At 32.7% G+C, this 18,444-nt stretch carries 20 protein-coding genes; 6 read left to right on the forward strand and 14 right to left on the reverse strand.

Going from position 1 to position 18,444, the window contains the following annotated elements:
* Window positions 1–40: 40 nt before the first annotated feature.
* On the reverse strand, window positions 41–829 hold the full coding sequence (locus R3L15_RS06425; RefSeq protein ID WP_338733961.1) for an SDR family oxidoreductase: 789 nt from the start codon (window positions 827–829) through the stop codon (window positions 41–43).
* Between the two features lie 142 nt (window positions 830–971).
* Window positions 972–1,844: an SDR family oxidoreductase gene (locus R3L15_RS06430; protein ID WP_338733962.1), complete on the reverse strand. Its 873-nt coding sequence runs from the start codon at window positions 1,842–1,844 to the stop codon at window positions 972–974.
* Between the two features lie 143 nt (window positions 1,845–1,987).
* Between R3L15_RS06430 and R3L15_RS06435 the strand changes: the two genes are divergently transcribed.
* A complete protein-coding gene (locus R3L15_RS06435) occupies window positions 1,988–2,359 on the forward strand; it encodes a helix-turn-helix domain-containing protein (RefSeq protein ID WP_338733964.1) in 372 nt (123 codons plus the stop codon).
* Here R3L15_RS06435 and R3L15_RS06440 read toward each other — a convergent pair.
* Genes R3L15_RS06440 through R3L15_RS06450 form a run of 3 tightly spaced genes read right to left on the reverse strand, consistent with a single transcriptional unit; the run spans window position 2,354 to window position 4,356 of the window.
* The gene (locus R3L15_RS06440; protein ID WP_338733966.1) at window positions 2,354–3,472 is read right to left on the reverse strand and encodes a chorismate-binding protein; all 1,119 of its coding nucleotides are present in this window, start codon (window positions 3,470–3,472) and stop codon (window positions 2,354–2,356) included. The two genes, R3L15_RS06435 and R3L15_RS06440, sit on opposite strands and share 6 nt — an antisense overlap.
* The gene (locus R3L15_RS06445) at window positions 3,472–3,897 is read right to left on the reverse strand and encodes a PaaI family thioesterase (RefSeq protein WP_125468443.1); all 426 of its coding nucleotides are present in this window, start codon (window positions 3,895–3,897) and stop codon (window positions 3,472–3,474) included. The genes R3L15_RS06440 and R3L15_RS06445 overlap by 1 nt, the downstream gene beginning before the upstream one ends.
* Before the next feature lie 12 nt (window positions 3,898–3,909).
* Complete coding sequence (locus tag R3L15_RS06450) at window positions 3,910–4,356, reverse strand: SRPBCC domain-containing protein (protein WP_338733969.1); 447 nt, start codon at window positions 4,354–4,356, stop codon at window positions 3,910–3,912.
* Between the two features lie 87 nt (window positions 4,357–4,443).
* Between R3L15_RS06450 and R3L15_RS06455 the strand changes: the two genes are divergently transcribed.
* From R3L15_RS06455 to hutI, 3 genes are all read left to right on the forward strand, one after another.
* Entirely contained in the window at window positions 4,444–5,085 is a 642-nt protein-coding gene (locus R3L15_RS06455; protein ID WP_338733970.1) for an esterase, read from the forward strand.
* Between the two features lie 88 nt (window positions 5,086–5,173).
* Window positions 5,174–6,571, forward strand: coding sequence for a class II fumarate hydratase (fumC, locus tag R3L15_RS06460; protein WP_125468440.1), 1,398 nt, complete (start codon window positions 5,174–5,176; stop codon window positions 6,569–6,571).
* 93 nt (window positions 6,572–6,664) lie between these two features.
* Complete coding sequence (hutI, locus tag R3L15_RS06465; protein WP_338733972.1) at window positions 6,665–7,900, forward strand: imidazolonepropionase; 1,236 nt, start codon at window positions 6,665–6,667, stop codon at window positions 7,898–7,900.
* Between the two features lie 94 nt (window positions 7,901–7,994).
* Here hutI and R3L15_RS06470 read toward each other — a convergent pair whose 3' ends face one another.
* Window positions 7,995–8,879, reverse strand: coding sequence for a chromosome partitioning protein ParA (locus R3L15_RS06470; RefSeq protein ID WP_338733974.1), 885 nt, complete (start codon window positions 8,877–8,879; stop codon window positions 7,995–7,997).
* Window positions 8,880–8,984: 105 nt separating this feature from the next.
* Here R3L15_RS06470 and R3L15_RS06475 point away from each other — a divergent pair, with 105 nt between their 5' ends.
* Window positions 8,985–10,004 (forward strand): formimidoylglutamase, encoded by a 1,020-nt coding sequence (locus R3L15_RS06475; protein ID WP_338733975.1) that lies wholly within the window; start codon window positions 8,985–8,987, stop codon window positions 10,002–10,004.
* Window positions 10,005–10,441: 437 nt separating this feature from the next.
* Here R3L15_RS06475 and R3L15_RS06480 read toward each other — a convergent pair whose 3' ends face one another.
* Window positions 10,442–10,921, reverse strand: a complete 480-nt coding sequence (locus R3L15_RS06480; protein ID WP_125468434.1) for an Lrp/AsnC family transcriptional regulator — start codon at window positions 10,919–10,921, stop codon at window positions 10,442–10,444.
* A 63-nt stretch (window positions 10,922–10,984) separates the two neighbouring features.
* Window positions 10,985–12,139: a M14 metallopeptidase family protein gene (locus R3L15_RS06485; RefSeq protein ID WP_338733977.1), complete on the reverse strand. Its 1,155-nt coding sequence runs from the start codon at window positions 12,137–12,139 to the stop codon at window positions 10,985–10,987.
* 296 nt (window positions 12,140–12,435) lie between these two features.
* Here R3L15_RS06485 and R3L15_RS06490 point away from each other — a divergent pair, with 296 nt between their 5' ends.
* Window positions 12,436–12,834, forward strand: coding sequence for a helix-turn-helix transcriptional regulator (locus tag R3L15_RS06490; protein ID WP_338733978.1), 399 nt, complete (start codon window positions 12,436–12,438; stop codon window positions 12,832–12,834).
* Window positions 12,835–12,837: 3 nt separating this feature from the next.
* On the opposite strand, the gene R3L15_RS06495 is transcribed toward R3L15_RS06490, so the two are convergent.
* The 6 genes from R3L15_RS06495 to R3L15_RS06520 all read right to left on the reverse strand — a co-directional run bounded on the left by R3L15_RS06495 (window position 12,838) and on the right by R3L15_RS06520 (window position 18,428).
* Window positions 12,838–13,323, reverse strand: a complete 486-nt coding sequence (locus R3L15_RS06495) for an ABC transporter ATPase (protein ID WP_338733979.1) — start codon at window positions 13,321–13,323, stop codon at window positions 12,838–12,840.
* A gap of 209 nt (window positions 13,324–13,532) precedes the next feature.
* Entirely contained in the window at window positions 13,533–14,327 is a 795-nt protein-coding gene (locus R3L15_RS06500) for a (Fe-S)-binding protein (protein WP_338733980.1), read from the reverse strand.
* A 52-nt stretch (window positions 14,328–14,379) separates the two neighbouring features.
* Window positions 14,380–14,826: a phosphoheptose isomerase gene (locus R3L15_RS06505; protein WP_338733982.1), complete on the reverse strand. Its 447-nt coding sequence runs from the start codon at window positions 14,824–14,826 to the stop codon at window positions 14,380–14,382.
* Window positions 14,827–14,984: 158 nt separating this feature from the next.
* Entirely contained in the window at window positions 14,985–16,292 is a 1,308-nt protein-coding gene (locus R3L15_RS06510) for a (Fe-S)-binding protein (RefSeq protein WP_338733984.1), read from the reverse strand.
* Between the two features lie 11 nt (window positions 16,293–16,303).
* Window positions 16,304–17,254 carry an MlaD family protein gene (locus R3L15_RS06515; RefSeq protein WP_338733985.1) on the reverse strand — a complete coding sequence of 317 codons (951 nt, stop codon included), beginning with the start codon at window positions 17,252–17,254 and terminating at the stop codon, window positions 16,304–16,306.
* A 52-nt stretch (window positions 17,255–17,306) separates the two neighbouring features.
* Complete coding sequence (locus R3L15_RS06520; protein WP_338733986.1) at window positions 17,307–18,428, reverse strand: N-acetylmuramoyl-L-alanine amidase; 1,122 nt, start codon at window positions 18,426–18,428, stop codon at window positions 17,307–17,309.
* Between the last annotated feature and the right edge of the window lie 16 nt (window positions 18,429–18,444).

Here is an 18,444-nt window from a genome sequence, read left to right on the forward strand (position 1 = left end):
TGTAAAAACAACTCCTCTTTATTATTAATTTATAATATATTTAAGCATTCCCATACATATTAGACTCTCCGCCATCTATAGCAATTACTTGACCATTAACATAGTTACAATCGTCACTTAACAAATAAGCTACTAAGCTTGCTACTTCTTCTGGTTTACCTAAACGTCTTGTAGGGTTCCTTTTAGAATATTCTGCTTCAGCTGCTTTAGGATCATCAGGATTTACTTGTTTAAAAGCTTCTTCAACCATAGGAGTTAAAATTGCCCCTGGCGCAATAGCATTTGTGAAAATACTATGCTTACCGTATTCAAGCGCGGCATTTTTTGTCATCCCAGCTACGGCATGTTTAGAAGCAACATAAGGCGTTTGATTTAAAACCCCACGAATACCACCAACAGATGCCACATTAACAATACGACCACCATGTTCAACCATTTCTGGTAACACATAGCGTAATCCATAATAAACTCCCATTAAATTAATGTCGATAACTTTTTTAAATACATCTAAATCGTAATCAACCATATCTGCTTGTCTACCTTCTATCCCTGCATTATTATAGAATCCATCTATTTTACCAAAGACTTCTTTAGCTTTGGCTACATATTTCTTAACGTTTTCTTCTTTAGATACATCAGCAGAAACGGCTTCAATATTAACCGAAGGGTAGTCTGTTTTGATTTCTTTAATTGCAGCGTCTAATCCTTCCTTATTATAATCGACTAAAGTTAAATTAGCTTGTTTGGCTGCTAAATATTTTGCTGTAGCTAATCCAAGCCCCATTGCAGCTCCAGTGATAATTATTGATTTCTCTTTAAAAGATTTCATATGTTATATTTTATATATTTATTTACTATAAATTTACGGATAAACTCTTTGAAAAGCATGATATTAATTAGCTTTAACGTATTTTTAAATCTATATCTTCATAGATAAAATTTATCTTATTTTGATGATAATTTAACAAAGATTAATTATCTAAAAATTCTGCTTCCAAGTATGTTGTTAGTGACAATAATTCACGCCCAAGAAGATCCTTTAATGTTGTTGTAGGCTGGTTAAATTCACCTGCAGCAATACCTTGACTAAACCCTACTGTTACATCAATAGCTGGTTTTGGAACTCCAGCATCATTTAAGGTAGTAACAAAATCATCTTTTTTTGGACTTACATAAGTAACGTCTTTACCCGATAATTTTGTTAAAATTTGAGCAATATCTTCCATACCATATGATGCTTCGCCTCCAAATTCGTATTCCTTATTTTCATGACCTGTTGTTGATAAAATAATTGCTGCACCTTCCGCCATATCTAATCTAGAAGCAAATGACACTTTACCAGCATTAGCAGGCAAGTAAATTGTTTGTTTTTCAATAACGTCCTCTCCAATGAAAAGTGGCAACACTTCCATATACAAAGCATGTTTTAAAATAGTATAAGAAATTCCTGAGTTTTTTATAAGTTCTTCAGTATTTATATGAGATTCAGCTACAAACTGTATAACAGAATCTTTTTTATTGGTTTTACGTTGAAAGCTTGTGTACACAATGTGCTTTACACCTACTTCCTTAGCGGCTTTTATTACATTTTCATGCTGTTTCATTCTAGAAACAATATCACTTCCAGATACAAAGTATAGTTTGTCAATTCCTGAAAACGCTTTTACTAAAGACTCATAATCGTTATAATCTCCTTGTCTAATTTGCACACCTTTTTTCTTAAACTTATTTACCTTACTTGTATCTCTAGACATAACTGCTATTTGAGACGCTTCTATTCTATATAAAAGCTCATTTGTTACGGCGTTTCCTAAGTTTCCGCTTGCTCCTGTAATTAAAATCATAATATTATTTTTAAGTTTATTTTATATATTTACTTACTTTTGGTAAGTCAAAGTTAAAAAGTAAGCTTCTTAAAAACAAGAACTTACGGTTTAATCAGCAACTAACTTAAATGTTAGTTTTACTGAAAAACAGATAGTTATATATGAAAAAATTAGACATAAATTTTAGCGAGCCTTTAAATTGCCCTGTAAGAAATGTTTTGGATAGAATTGGCGATAAATGGTCTTTATTAATCTTATTGGTATTAGAGCAAGAAGATGTGTTACGTTTTAATGAAATACACCAATCTATTGGAGATATTTCACAAAAAATGCTTTCGGTATCACTAAAAAACTTAGAGGCTGATGGATTGGTTAACAGAAAGGTTTATCCACAAATACCTCCAAAAGTTGAATATAAATTAACCGATTTAGGGAAAAGCTTAATTCCTTTTGTTAACGCGCTATCAGATTGGTCTAAGCAACACATGGATACCATTTTAAAAAACAGAACTGCTTATAAAAAAAAGCTATAACACCTGTTTCATTGTTCCTGATTTATGGACTGTTTCTTCCCATTCCAATATTGGGTTTGAAGCTTCTGTAATACCGCCACCTACAAAAATATTAGCTTGGTCTCCTTCTATTTCCATACAACGAAGGTTTACATACAAATCACTTATGTTTTTAATAGAACTATACGCATTATTCTCTACATTACGACGATTTCTATTTCTAGATTTAGCTTCTTTTAAATTAAGCTCTCCTAAAAACCCTGTATAATAGGTTCTTTTATAATTTTCATTATTGATTATAAAGCTTTTAGACACCTGTTTAGGTAAGCCACAAACAGCTGGTGTAGGATGCAACGCCTTTAAAACTGCTTGAAGATTTCCATTAAGAATAGCTGTAATTTTAGTTTGAAGATGCAAAAGTTTCCCCGCTTTTACTGTTTGCACATCTCCTAATGCAATAGTATTAACAAAAGGTTGTAAACTATCAGCAATAAAATTGGTGACAAATTGTTGTTCTTCACGTTCTTTTTCTCCCCATTCTACATCTAATTTTCCAGAAAATTTTTGCGTTCCCGCCAAAGCCATTGTAGATAAACGATTGTTCTCAACTTTTAACAAGGTTTCCGGCGTGGCTCCTAACCACAACCCTACTTTTGGGTGACACCAACAATACACAAAAGCCGATGGGTAACTTTGTAATAGGTCGGTGAAAATTTGAATAACTGATTTAGAATGTAATGCTACAGTTTCCTTTCTAGACAACACCACTTTTTTAAATGCCCCAGATGTTATTGCCTTTACACCTGCTTCAACCAATTTTATATGATTAGTTTTATCTTCTTCTAATGTTACGGCTGTTTTAGGTGTTTCGGTTTTATTATTTGATTGATGTAAATAATTGAATTCAGCTTGAAAATTATCAGAATCACTAAAAGGAATAAGAATAGTATCTTCTTTATCATTAAACGGTGCAAAAACAAACCCACTTTCCGAAAAATCTTCAACCTTAAATACCTTATCGTCTTGCTGTAACATTAATTTTACCAATGATTGATTGGGTTTTCTATACACTACAAAAGGTAAGCTACTATTATAATGTTCTAATGTTTTTACTATAAGGTCTTGAAACTCCATTATTTTTTTCTAGGTAAACTAATGGTTGATAAACGACATACAGAAACTAAATTATCTTGCTCATCGGTAATACGAATATCTAAAAGCTGCGTTGTTCTGCCTTTGTGCAAAAAAGTGGCTTTCGCATAAACGTAACCTTCCGTTACACTTTTTAAATGATTTGCCGTTATCTCAATGCCTCTTACAAATTTCTCTTCTATATTCGTAAAAATATGCGATGCAAAACTTCCTACACTTTCTGCTAACGCTGCTGTTGCTCCGCCATGTAACACACCATCTGGCTGATAAACTCTAGAATTAACAGGCATTCTTGCAGTTAAAAAATCGTCACCAAAGTCAACCATTTCTATGTCTAGTGTTTCCATTAATGTGTTTTTGCTCGCCGCATTGGCTTGTGCTAAAACCGTTTCTTTTGTTAGTGGCATTATTAATATTTTTTATGAATTATAATTTTCTTCAAGGTAGGATACTAAACTATCTTTAATAAAATAGTTCCATCCTTGTTCACAGCTTTCGCGTTTAAATTCTGGAATGGTATCATCAAAATCCTTAACTACTTTTGTAGTTACTGTTAATTGACTATTACCGTCGGCTTCTTTAAGCTTAAAAATAACAAATGAGTCGCCTTCAAAGCCTTTATACTTCCAATTATAAACAATTTTTTCTTCCGGAAGAACCTCCTTTATTTCCCATAAATGCATAAAATCACGGCTTGGCGCCTTAACATTAAAGGCTGTTTTAAACCCAACTTCAGCTTTAAAATCTGGAATATTATGAAAAAACCATTCAACCATATGATTGTGATTTGTTATAGCTTTCCAAACTACTGCCTTAGGCAAGTGAAATGTTTGTATAACAATAACATTAGGCTGAGTTGTTTTCATTTAAAGGAATACTAGGTTTTATTGGTGATGGTTTAACAAAAACCGTAATTTTGGATTTTTGGTAAAAATACAAAACCTTACAGAATAATGAATTCATTAGAAAAGGAAATCTCCTATACTACTACAAATACATATGGTACATTAAACACCTTGACAGAGCAAACTAAAAACATTTGGTTTGTATGCCATGGTATGGGTTATTTAAGCCGATATTTTTTACGCTATTTTGATAGTTTAAATGCTGAAGAAAACTATATAATCGCACCACAAGCGCAAAGCAAATACTATCTCGCGCCAAAAATGAGGCATGTTGGTGCTAGTTGGTTAACCAAAGAAAATACCAAGAAAGAAACCGAAAACGTGATGCGTTATTTTGATGCCGTATTAAAGTCTGAAAATATTCCTACCGACAAGAACTTTATTATTTTAGGCTATTCGCAAGGGGTTAGTGTTGCTATGCGCTACATGGCTAAAAGACAGATACAATGCTCGCAATTAATTCTTCACTCAGGCGGAATCCCAAAAGAACTTACTTCAAACGATTTTAGTTATTTAAACCAAAAAACTCAGGTTAAACTTGTTTATGGCACACAAGACGAATACTTAAATAGCGACCGAATTAGTGCAGAAACTACAAAAGCCAAAAACCTATTTGGCTCTAGATTAAGCCTGCATCCTTTTGATGGGAAACATGAGGTTAATTCCAATTTAATCAAGTCTTTCATCTAATAATTCAAGACTTAAAAAACTTAGAAAAGCAAGTTAAAATCCTTAACTTTGTTACCATTATTATTAATATTTATAACACACTATAAAAATGACATACAGAATAGAAAAAGACACCATGGGTGAGGTTAAAGTGCCATCAGACAAACTCTGGGGTGCACAAACCGAACGTTCTAGAAACAACTTTAAAATTGGCGCTCCAGCCTCTATGCCTTTAGAGGTTGTTTACGGCTTTGCTTACTTAAAAAAAGCAGCCGCTTACACTAACCATGAACTAGGTGTTTTAGATATTGAAAAAAGAGATTTAATTGCGACTGTATGCGATGAAATTTTAGAAGGCAAACACGACAACCAATTTCCGCTTGTTATTTGGCAAACGGGCTCTGGAACACAAAGCAATATGAATGTAAACGAAGTTGTGGCTAATCGTGCGCACCAACTTGCTGGAAAAGTTATTGGCGAAGGTGAAAAAACCATTCAACCTAACGACGACGTTAACAAATCGCAATCCTCTAACGATACCTTCCCAACAGGAATGCATATTGCTGCCTATAAAAAGATAATGGAAGTTACCATTCCTGGAATTATTCAACTTCGTAACACATTACATAAAAAGTCTATCGATTTTAAAGATGTCGTGAAAATAGGACGTACCCACCTTATGGATGCAACGCCATTAACATTAGGACAAGAATTTTCAGGTTATGTGTCGCAATTAGACCACGGATTAAAAGCTTTAGAAAATACGTTACCACATTTAGCCGAATTAGCTCTTGGAGGCACTGCCGTAGGAACAGGTTTAAACACGCCAGATGGCTATGCCAATCTAGTTGCAAAATATATCGCAGATTTTACCAACCTTCCATTTACATCAGCTGAAAATAAATTTGAAGCCCTTGCTGCTCATGACGCTTTAGTAGAAACTCATGGTGCTTTAAAACAATTAGCGGTTTCTTTAAATAAGATTGCAAACGATATTAGATTAATGGCTTCAGGACCAAGATCTGGAATTGGCGAATTAATCATTCCGGCTAATGAACCAGGCAGCTCTATTATGCCAGGAAAAGTAAACCCAACACAATGCGAAGCATTAACTATGGTATGCGCTCAAGTTATGGGTAATGATGTTGCTGTAACTGTTGGTGGCACACAAGGGCATTACGAACTTAATGTCTTTAAACCTATGATGGCTGCCAATGTATTAGAATCAGCAAGATTAATTGGCGATGCTTGTAAAAGCTTTGAAGAGCATTGCGCTAGCGGTATTGAGCCTAACCACGATACTATTAAGCAATTACTTAATAACTCATTAATGCTTGTTACTGCTCTAAATACAAAAATTGGCTACTATAAAGCTGCTGAAATTGCGAATACAGCCCATAAAAACGGTACAACTTTACGCGAAGAAGCTATTAATTTAGGCTATGTTACAGCCGATGAATACGACGAATGGGTAAAACCAGAAGATATGGTGGGAAGTTTAAAATAAAATTATTTTAAAACCCAAGAAAAACGTCAACTCTTAAGTTGACGTTTTTTTATTTTCAAAAAAATAACCAACTTTGAAAAAAACCAACTAACATTGTCTATTTTAATTAAAAACATAAAAGAACTTCTCCAAACCCGAGAAAACAATGTCACTATTGTAAAAGGAGAAGACATGAAAAAACTTCCAACCATACAAAATGCTTACGTTCTTATAGAGCATGATACCATTGTAGAATATGGTAAAATGGAAGATATTGGCGACTTAGAGGCAGAAAAAACTATTGATGCTACAGGGCAAATTGTTATGCCTGCGTGGTGCGATTCGCACACACATATTGTCTATGCAGGAAACCGCGAACAAGAGTTTGTAGACCGTATAAACGGTTTAAGCTACGAAGAAATTGCTAATCGTGGTGGCGGTATTTTAAACTCTGCTGAAAAACTCCAAAACACACCTGAAGACGAGTTATACAACCAATCTGCAAAAAGACTAATGGCGGTCATGAAAATGGGAACAGGAGCCATTGAAATTAAATCTGGGTACGGCCTTACATTAGATGCCGAATTGAAAATGTTACGTGTTATAAAACGTTTAAAACAACAATTTCCAGCAAAGGTGAAATCGACATTTCTTGGTGCCCACGCTTTCCCTAAAGAATTTAAAGACAATCCCGATGCTTACATAGATCTTATTGTCAACAAAATGATTCCTGAAGTAGCTAAAGAACAGCTAGCTAATTATATTGATGTTTTTTGCGAAAAAGGTTATTTCAGTCTAGAACAAACAGAACGCATTTTAGAAGCTGGAAAAACTTATAACCTAGTGGCAAAAATTCATGTTAACCAATTTAATGCCTTTGGCGGCATTGCTTTGGGCGTAAAACACGATGCCTTGTCTGTAGATCACTTAGAGGAAATGAATGACGATGATATTGAAGCCTTAAAAGGATCGAACACCATGCCAGTAGGACTTCCCTCCTGCTCCTATTTTTTAAGTATTCCTTACACGCCTGCCAGAAAAATTATTGATGCTGGCTTACCTTTTGCGCTTGCAACAGATTATAACCCAGGCTCAACACCAAGCGGAAACATGAATTTTGTGGTAAGTACAGCATGTATAAAAATGAAACTAACCCCAGAAGAAGCTATTAACGCCGCCACAATTAATGGCGCTTATGCCATGGGAATTAGCAATATGTATGGCAGTATTTGCCGAGGTAAAAAAGCGAATATTATTATAACCAAACCCATTTCTAGCTACAATTATATTCCTTATGCTTTTGGCGACAACTTAATAGATAAGGTTATTGTTAATGGCATGATTATTTAATATTAATAAGAAAAGCCGAAAAGTAAATTTTTCGGCTTTTCTCTGTCATTTAATTTTAAACTTCAGATTCGATAAGATTTTAAATGACATTATGTTATCGTAATGTAAATTCTGTTGTAGAAACTAAATCTTTCTTATTAAACACATTTACAGTGTAACGTCCTTTTTCAAATTTCTCGTCGTTGTCTGGTTCTACAAACTCACAAATATTTAAGTTTGTATTTTCATAATTAAATTTACTTACAAGACTATAATTTAAAGTTTTTTCTTCAAATTGAATTTGCTCATTAACACCAAGCGTATTATTGTTTGGATCTATAACCTGAACATAAAGTTCTTGATCTCCTGGCTGAACTAAGGTGTTTTTAGCAACCGTAAAGCAAACTCTTAATTTATCAGATCGTCTAGCTCTTTCTGTAGGAATTAATTTCCCTGAAGTTCTTTCTATAACCCCAAATCCTTTTAAATCTACTGTTTGAAGCACCGATGCATTTTCAACAACTTCAGCTAGTTCGGTGTTTTGCACCAACAACGAATCGGTAAACATACTGCGTTCTTCTAGTTGCAACTTAGTGCTATCTAGAGATGTGGCTAATAATTCGTTTTCAATTTTAAGCCTGTCGTTCTCTTCTAACAAAACATCCATTTCTTTTTGCAGAGAAAGATATTTTTGCTTGTACCTCCATAAACTTCTTACATTCGTTTCAGATACTTTTAGAGAATCTATAAGTCCATCTATACGCTCTTTAGCTTCAGCAAGTTTCTCATTTTTAATTTCATTGTCTTGAATGGCGAGATCATACTGTTTCGACATGTTATTTAAATCTTTCATCACCAATTCCTTTTCTTCTGTCAATTGCGCTTCGGTTTCTTTCTTTTCATTAAAAAGATTAAAAGAAATAAACGTAGCTCCAAGAAATAAAACTAATGCAATACCTAATCCGACTTTTAATCCTAAATTGCTTTTGTTGTTTTCCATAATCTACTTGTTTTTAAAATTTAATTTTAGAGCGTAATTTTTTTTGCTATAAAAATGGTTTTAATTTAATTAAATGTAATTTTAAACGCGCTAATTTAATCATTTATGGACAAGCTTGTTTTATTTAATAATTCAATAAAAAAACAATTTATAAACAAACGTGCTTCCGAAACAAAGTTTGGAGAATCCATCTCCACAATTAACGACGTTTGCAATATATACGAAGCACTTAACAATTTAGACGTTTCATATGTTATAATTGGATTACCTGAAGATGTAGGTGTTTTTGCAAACCACGGTATTCCGGGTACTCGCAATGCTTTTGAAGCGACCATTAAAGTTTTGTTAAACATCCAAGACAACGATTATACATTTGCAGAGAACGTCTTGATTTTAGGGCATTTAAATTTTGACGCAGAACTTGAGAAACTTTCCAAATTAAATCCTAAAAAAAAGAAAGACTTTGTTAAAGCTAGAAAGCTTACAGCTGAAATAGATAAGCATGTTACGAAATTAGTACACAGCATTGTTAAGGCAAATAAAATTCCTATTATAATTGGTGGCGGACATAATAACGCCTACGGTAACATAAAAGGAACATCTCTAGCCTTAAATAAACCTATTAACATTGTTAACTTTGATGCTCATACCGATTTTAGAAAAGAAGAAGGAAGACATAGCGGTAATGGCTTTACGTATGCTTTTAATGAAGGATTCTTAAATAAATACTTCATCTTTGGTCTTCATGAAAACTATACATCTAAAGATATTTTTAAACGTTTAGATAAAAATGACCAACTTGATTATAACAGCTTTGAAGCTATACAAATTAGAAAAGAATTAAAATTTAACACCGAAATTAAAAAAGCTCAAAATTTTATTTGTGAAGATTATTTTGGTATTGAAATAGATTGCGATGCAATTCAAGGAATTTCCAGTAGCGCAATGTCTCCTACTGGGTTTAGTATTACCAAAACAAGACGTTTTATACACAAGTTTGCTAAAAATAAAAATGCTAAATATATCCATATTTGTGAGGCTGCACCAACAACAAAAAATAGTGCACAAATAGGAAAACTAATTACCACCTTAATAACAGATTTTATGAGAGGACATGAATCTTAATTTAATAATTACCAGCACTTTATTAAAGTAAATTGTTATTAGATAAATTATTAATTATTTCATTTTTAATTGATTAATACATAAAAAATAGTATATTTGGCTTGCTATTAAATCAATTCAGGACCTACTATGTTAATCAACTTAAACTGTTGTCTTTCACAACAATTACTACTCTTTAAGCTTTCACAATCGCATATAATTACGATTTTATTTATTTCAATCTTTTTTTTCCTTATTTTATTACTTTTAGGAATTAGAAAGTCCTATAAGTTGAAAAAAGAAAACGATAAGTTAAATAAAATAGAAGGGTTTGATATGGATGAAGCAAATAAAAACTATAAAGACTTTAGAGACGGACACTTATACGAATAAAAAAAGCCTGCAATTATGCAGGCTTTTTTAGCTTTATTAAAGGCTTTCTATTCCAGAAAGAAGGTTTACATTTCGTTAAAAATAGAATGCATTAAACGCTTTTTATCGTTAATACTTTCCTCCATAGAAATCATGGTTTCTGTTCTATAAACCCCTTCTATATCATCTAACATAAAAATAACATCTTTTGCATGCTCTGTATTTCTTGCTCTAATTTTACAAAACACATTAAACTTACCAGTTGTGATATGAGCAACTGTAACAAAAGGAATTTCGTTTATACGCTCTAGCACAAATTTAGTTTGAGAGGTGTTTTTAAGAAAAACACCGACATAAGCTATAAAAGAATATCCTAGTTTTTTATAATCTAAAGTTAAAGAAGATCCTTTTATTATGCCTGCTTCTTCCATTTTTTTCACCCTAACATGAACAGTTCCAGCAGAAATCACTAATTTTTTCGCAATATCTGTAAAAGGAACTCTGGTATTATCGATTAACATATCTAGAATTTGATGATCGATTTCGTCTAATTTAAATTTCGCCATAAATATTTTTTTTTAACAAAAAACAAAAATAACACATTATAATTGAATATAACGCATCTATTTTTAAGATTTTGTTAATTTTAATGAATATTTTTCATTATTCACCATTACGAAATCGTTTTCGAAACCTACCTTAATAGGCTCATTATCTTGAGTTAAAACCACGTTATTGTTGGCGTTATACTCTAAATGACCATAAAACCCATTTAAATTTGATATTTTTTCAATTTTAGGCACAAAATTTATGTTTCCAGACTCTAGTTTCTCTTGATATTGAATTGCTACATCGTTTTTTTCACTATCTGCTTTATCTAATTTAGCATTTCGTATAATAATGTCGTAAAAAAGCTTTTCATTATTAGGAATATTAAAATAATCCTTAAAATCAGTACCTGAAACATCATTCTCTGAGATATGTTTAATCGCCGTTACCAAAGCACGGAATATAAGTACTCTTGTTTTCTCTCGCTTATAATCATTCGCATAATGTCCAGCTTCAAAAAGCACTGTTGGGCAACCTAAAGACTGAAACATATCGCCAACACAGTTTATGTTAAATGTATCGTCATAAATCCCCACTTGTCCGGGTATAATCTTTTGTAAATCGTTATTCATTGCTACAATAACTTCCATGGCTTTCTTTCTGGTTGTTGTTATTGTTCGTTCTTCATCCTCGGAAGGTGCTAAAAAAGAAACCGTAGCCGATTTATTTGCTTTACCAGCACTAAAAATAGTCCGTTGCCCGTGTAGATTAAAACAAAAATCAGGCTTAAAATCATTAAAAAAGTCTCTTAAAACCTTGCTTTCTGGCTGCGATAAGTTTTTAGCATCCCTGTTTAAATCTACATCATTAGCATTAACCCGAGTATATTGTTTAGCACCATCCGGATTTAAAATAGGTATAATTGCTATAGTGCAAGTATCTAATATTTGGCTAGCAATAGCGTTTGAAGATGAATTAAAGAGGTTTAAAAGGTCAAAAACAGCTTTTGTGGTCGTACTTTCATTACCATGCATTTGCGACCACATAAATATTCGCTTAGAACCATGACCTAAAATTAGAGCATTAATTGGTTCTCCTAAAACAGATTTCCCAATCTCTTTAACTTTAAATACCGCCTTGTAATTTGTAATTGCGTCTAATATATATTGATTATGAATATACCTACCCGATAAGGATTCGTCTTTATAAAGTGGTAAATTTAATACTAACTCCATCACAGCTATTTTTATTTTTTACAAATGTAAACATAAGATTTTTTACAAATGTAAACACCAAAAACACCTCTGTTCTTTCACATCTGTAAACTGAGTATGGCCTTAAGTGACTGAATAATTTGTTGAAATTAATACTTTATTAAAATAAAATCATAAATGACTTAAAATTAGTTATTTAAGTTTACTTAATTAAAGTTTAAATTTATGCACAAACTCTATTTTAACACCCGTAATTAGGTATAAACAATACTCTTTTTTACATTTGTAACACTATAACTCTTGATTATGGATTTACAATGGTAAACAGTAAAGATTTTTCATCTAGATTAAAAAAAATCATTGATTATTATGAAGAAAGTGCGTCTTCATTTGCCGATAAAATTGGTGTGCAGCGCTCTAGTATTTCTCATATCCTTTCTGGTAGAAATAAACCTAGTTTAGATTTTGTTATGAAAATACTTGACTCCTATCCTGAGGTTGGTTTGTACTGGCTACTTAATGGAAAAGGACAATTTCCAGAAAGTGGGTCAAGTGTAAATGAGGATAATGTAAAACAAGAAGATGTCTCAAAAAACAATAACGAGACTCCAGCTCCTGACTTATTTTCTAATATAAAAAATACGCCCAATGATAAAACCATTGAGCGTATTGTAATATTTTTTAATGATGGTAGCTTTAAAAGCTATTCTAATTAAATATTAATTTAAAAACCTGCTGTGCCAACTTTCAGAAGCTGGAACCTCCCAGTTTTCATTAAGTTCGGCAATGTTTGTGACAAGATTATTAAATACAATTGTGTTTTTCGATACAGCTTTGTCTTTAGCCATTTTTCTGAAATCGGTTAACGGTTTATAAGCTATAAATTCGCCTTGTTTATAAGACACATTCATTTTATCCATTAAATCTACATGGTATTCTTTCTCTAATTGCTGAATAAAATGCACCGATGCGTCAATAGAACAACCAGACGCGCTATTTGTATTTTGATCGACAGCTAGGATAATAAATCGTTTATAAACGATTTTAAACCCTGCTTTTAAATCGCTACCGTGTACCGTCCAGTTTTCTACAAATACGGCTAATTTTTCTTCTATTTCTTTAATCTCGTCTTCTGTAAACGAACGATTGCATTGGTAAATCCAAACTCTAGATTCCTCTGGCAACGTATTAAAATCTACTAACATTACTTTTCTTCTTTTGTGTATTTATGTTTAAAAAACAAGGTAGAAAACAATCCGAAACAAATAAAATAAAACAAGAATTGCTTGATATTAAATGGCTTACTATCAAAATAATCAAAAGCAGCCATTCCTAACGCAAATATAAGCCCAGAATAAACGCCGTTTTTTATTCGGCTTTTTAGGGGCAACTGCTCTCGTTTCATTAAAAAGGGTTATAAATTTTCTGCTTGCGCAATCAGTTCGGCAATATCAAACACTTCCACTTCGGCTTCACGTTCTTTGGCTTTTACACCATCGGTCATCATGGTATTGCAATATGGGCAACCTGTTGCTATAACATTGGGGTTGGTTTTTAACGCATCTTCGGTGCGAAGCACATTAATATCTTGATCGCCTTTTTCGGGCTCTTTAAACATTTGCGCGCCACCAGCACCACAACATAGTGCTGTTCTACGATTGCGTTTCATTTCAACTAAATCTACTCCAAGACTTTTAAGCAAACTTCTTGGGGCTTCGTAAACTTCATTAGCTCGACCTAAATAACACGGATCGTGAAATGTAATACGCTTTCCTTTTAGATTGGAATTGTTTTCTATTTTTAATCTGCCTGAACTGATTAGTTCTTCGATATATTCTGTATGATGCTTTACATTATAGTTACCGCCAAGCTCCGGATATTCATTTTTTAAAGTGTTATAAGAATGCGGACAAGCCGTTACAATGTTTTTAACCTCGTAAGCATTTAAAATTTCTATATTGGTAACTGCTTGCATTTGAAACAAAAATTCGTTTCCTGCTCTTTTGGCCACATCGCCAGTACAACTTTCTTCGGTTCCTAAAACTGCAAAATCGACATTGGCTTTATTTAATAACTTAACAAAAGCTCTTGTTATTTTTTTTGCTCTGTCGTCATAACTTCCAGCTGAACCTACCCAGAAAAGAATTTCTGGTTGTTTGCCTTCTGCCATATATTCTGCCATTGTTGGCACTTTAAGTGATTGACTCATAACTATTTTTTTAACACAACTCATTATTGTTGTATTGCTAAGTGTTTAAGGTTTAGTCATGATGACCATCATCAAACACTTCTATTTTTACTTGTTTTTCTACTAAATCTGTAAACATACCTTTGTACCTAGTAGCTTTTACTAAATGGTTGTCTATCCAATGGTAATTACCACCTCTAGGTTTTCCCATAAGTAAACTATGGTATTTAAAACCATGTTTATTTAACCAGTTTTCGGTTACGTCTCGATGTTCTTCTGTTCTGGAAGTAAAGAAACATATCATATGGCCTTTTTCAAACCATTTATTGCAAGTTGCTAAAGCATCTGGAAACGGCAAACATGTTGCCATGCGTTCTGGTTCTTCATTTGGAACATCTTCAGTGATTGTTCCATCAATATCTATTAGATAGTTTTTTACGCCTTTTGGTAAAACAGGACTAATTTTTTCTCCTGCCTCTACTTTATCATGCAATAACTTGTCTGCTTCTTCTCTTTTCATGTTTTTTTAAGATTTAAAGTTGTTGTTTACACTATAAACCTAATAATATTAAACTATATAGTTGTCTTTTTGATGATTTTACGTTGAATTTTTCACAAAAACCTAATAAAATTAAAATAAATTATTGCTTTTATAAAAAAACGCTAATTCACTAGAAATTATTCATCTTTCCAATTTAATCTATCCATTTGATTGTATGGCCAAGGCGCACCATTATTTTCAATATTTGTCATCATATTATTTAATTCCATTGGCGCAGCACTTTGCTCCATAACTAAATAACGTCTCATTTCTACAATAATTGATAATGGGTCGATACTTACTGGACAAGCCTCTACACAAGCATTACACGTGGTACATGCCCAAAGCTCTTCGTTTGATATGTAATCGCCTAATAATTGTTTGCCATCATCTTTAAATTCTCCATTATTAGCGTCTATATTTTTTCCAACTTCCTCCAAACGATCTCTAGTATCCATCATTATCTTTCTTGGAGATAGTTTTTTTCCGGTTTGATTGGCTGGGCACTCGCTAGTACATCGCCCGCATTCTGTACAGGTGTATGCATTTAACAATTGCACCCAACTTAAGTCTGTAACATCGCTAGCACCAAATTTTTCAGGAACATCTCCTGCTTCGTCTTCCGCAGGTGCAGCAAATGGATCGGCGTTGGGATCCATCATCATTTTTACTTCGTTAGTTACCGATTCTAAGTTGTTTAACTGTCCTTTTGGTTTAACTTTCCCGTAGTATGTATTAGGAAATGCTAATAGAATATGTAAATGCTTAGAGAAATACAAATAATTTAAAAATACTAAGATACCTAAAATATGTAACCACCATGCTGAACGCTCTATAATATGTAAAGTATTCTCTGAAACACCACTAAACCAAGGAGCGATATACTGACTAATTATATTTCCTGATTCCATGTTTTGAAAAGGAACATCGGTAGCATTCATTATGAGGAACAATGCCATAAGTACCATTTCAAAATACAAAATGAAATTTCCATCGTTTTTTGGCCAATTGGTCATTTCTGGTTTCCAAAAACGCTGAAGTTTTATAATGTTTCTTCTTATCCAAAAAACAATTACTGCTACAAAAACTAATAGTGCTAGAACCTCAAAAGAACCTATTAAAACCCCATAAAAGCTTCCTAAAGATGAAAAGATACGATGCGTTCCAAACAAGCCGTCAATAATGATTTCAAGAACTTCTATGTTTATGATTACAAAGCCAATATATACGATTACATGAAGTATTCCTGCAACTGGACGACGCACCATTTTACTTTGTCCTAAAGCAATTCGCATCATGTTTTGCCAACGTTGCTTTTTATGATTACTTACATCGACATCTTTTCCTAACTTAATGTTTCTAATTAGTTTTTTTACATTTTTAGCAAAGTAGCCTATTCCAGCTATTAATGCGATTGCAAAAAGTATATTTGGTAAATATTCCATATAATGATTGGTTATTGCCTTTCGTTTTCAGGTTTTACGTAGTCTTCTTTATTTTTTCCACCAAAGACTGAGACGTTAATATAACGTTTTGGATTTAATTTTACATCTTGTAATAAGTCTTTTAACTGCATTGAAGCAACTTCTAGATTATGATATAGTTTGTCATCTTTCATTAATTTACCTAAAGTACCTTCACCATTATCTATAGATGCCAACACGGTATTTAAGCTATTTAATGTCTCGTCTAGATTTTGAACAGTTTTAGAAATTTCAACCTGTTTTAAATCGTTTGATAGAACGGCTAAATCTTGACTTATTTTATTAAAGTTGCTTATTAAAGCTGTTAAACTGTCGTCGTTCTTTTTTACTAGTGAATTTACAGAATAGGACAACGACTTAAACGATATTAATGTTTCGTTTAACTCTTTAATAGCATGTTTTAAGCCTGCTTTGGTATCATCTTCAACTAGCGTATTTAGGTTATACATTAATGAATCGGCCGATTTTAAGGTGTTATCCAAACCAGAACTTAGCCCTGAAAAATTGCTTGATAAACTTTTAATTAAACCTTCTTCGACTTCCGATTGTAAGACGTCGCCATCTTTAGCTATTGGCCCGCCATCTTCTGCAAGAATAATAGCCATGCCATTTTCGCCTAAAAGCCCGAGTTCGTATAATCGCATTTTACTATTTTTAGAGAACTTTAGCTCGTTATCTACAGTAAAAGACACACGGGTTTTTCCTGTTTTAAAATCGTAAACAATATCTTTTATTTTACCAACAGTATTTCCTTTAATGGTAACAGGTGAAGATGATGTTAGGGCGTTGTAATCGAATTCTGTATAAAAGGTTTGAGAAGATTCGAATAAATCGTTCCCTTTTAAATAGTTAAACCCGAAGATAAAAAGAGCTACTCCAAGGACAACTAATATGGCGGTTTTAACTTCTCTAGATAATTTCAAAGTAAATTTGTTTGGTTATGAAACAAAATTAGAAATAAATTTTAAGAACTGTCTAATTTGCTTTAGAATTTAAGGCTTCTTCTAAGGTTATTTGCTGACCATCTTTAAAAGCCACTATAAAACTAGAGTTATACCCTTTTGATTTTGCTGTTTGTTGTTGTTGCTTAACTTTTGTGTAATTAGAGGTATACCCGTAATAATATTTATAAAGTCCGTTAATCTTTTCTCTTGATACATCATCTAATCCTTTAAAGTTATATGGTTTGGGCTCTAGTTTTTTAGAGCTTGCCGCTATTTGAACTTTAAATACAATATTGTTATAAATATCTTCAGTACCAACATTAGAGTTATTGTTTTCAGTATTCCCTCCTATTAAAACTGTATCACCAACATTCATATCTAATGTTTTCTTATAGTTAAGTATAGCTTTAACTATAGCATTTGAAATCTCACCTTGTCCCTTTTTAGAGTTTAAGTATTTTCCTTCACTATGATTAGTGATAAACCCTGTTTCAATTAACACGCTTGGCATGTATGTGGCTCTTAATACAAGTAAGCTAATCTGTTTTACGCCACGACTTTTTCTTTTCAAATCTTTTTTAAAGTTAGTTTCAATAAAATTGGCTAACATAATACTCTGCTCAACGTATTCTTCTTGCATTAAGGTTAAGCCAATAAATGAATCTGGTGAGTTTGGATCAAACCCTTCATAATGCTTTTCATAATTATCCTCAAGGTAAATTACTTCATTTTCTGCTTTTGCCACATTAAAATTACGTTCTGTATTTCCTACTCCTAACACATAAGTTTCTGTTCCATACGCCTGAGAATTATGGGCGTTACAATGAATGGATATAAATAAATCGGCATCGGCTTTGTTCGCTATGGAAGCTCGTTCATGTAGTTCTAAAAAAACGTCGGTTTTTCTGGTGTAAATAACTTCAAAATTAGGGTTACTCTCTACTGCTTTTCCCACTTTAAGAACAACATCTAGAGCAATGTCTTTTTCTTTCCAGCCATAACTTGTTGGTCTACCGGGATCCTTCCCACCATGACCTGCATCTAAAACAACAACAAACTTATCTGTTTTGGTTTGGGCCAAGCTACTGGTATTGTAAAAAAAAGTTAAGATTACTACAGTTAATACTAAAAGAAATTTATTATACGTTTTCATAAAGGTTATAACAACT

It is taken from the genome of Mangrovimonas cancribranchiae, assembly GCF_037126245.1.
GTDB lineage: Bacteria > Bacteroidota > Bacteroidia > Flavobacteriales > Flavobacteriaceae > Mangrovimonas > Mangrovimonas cancribranchiae.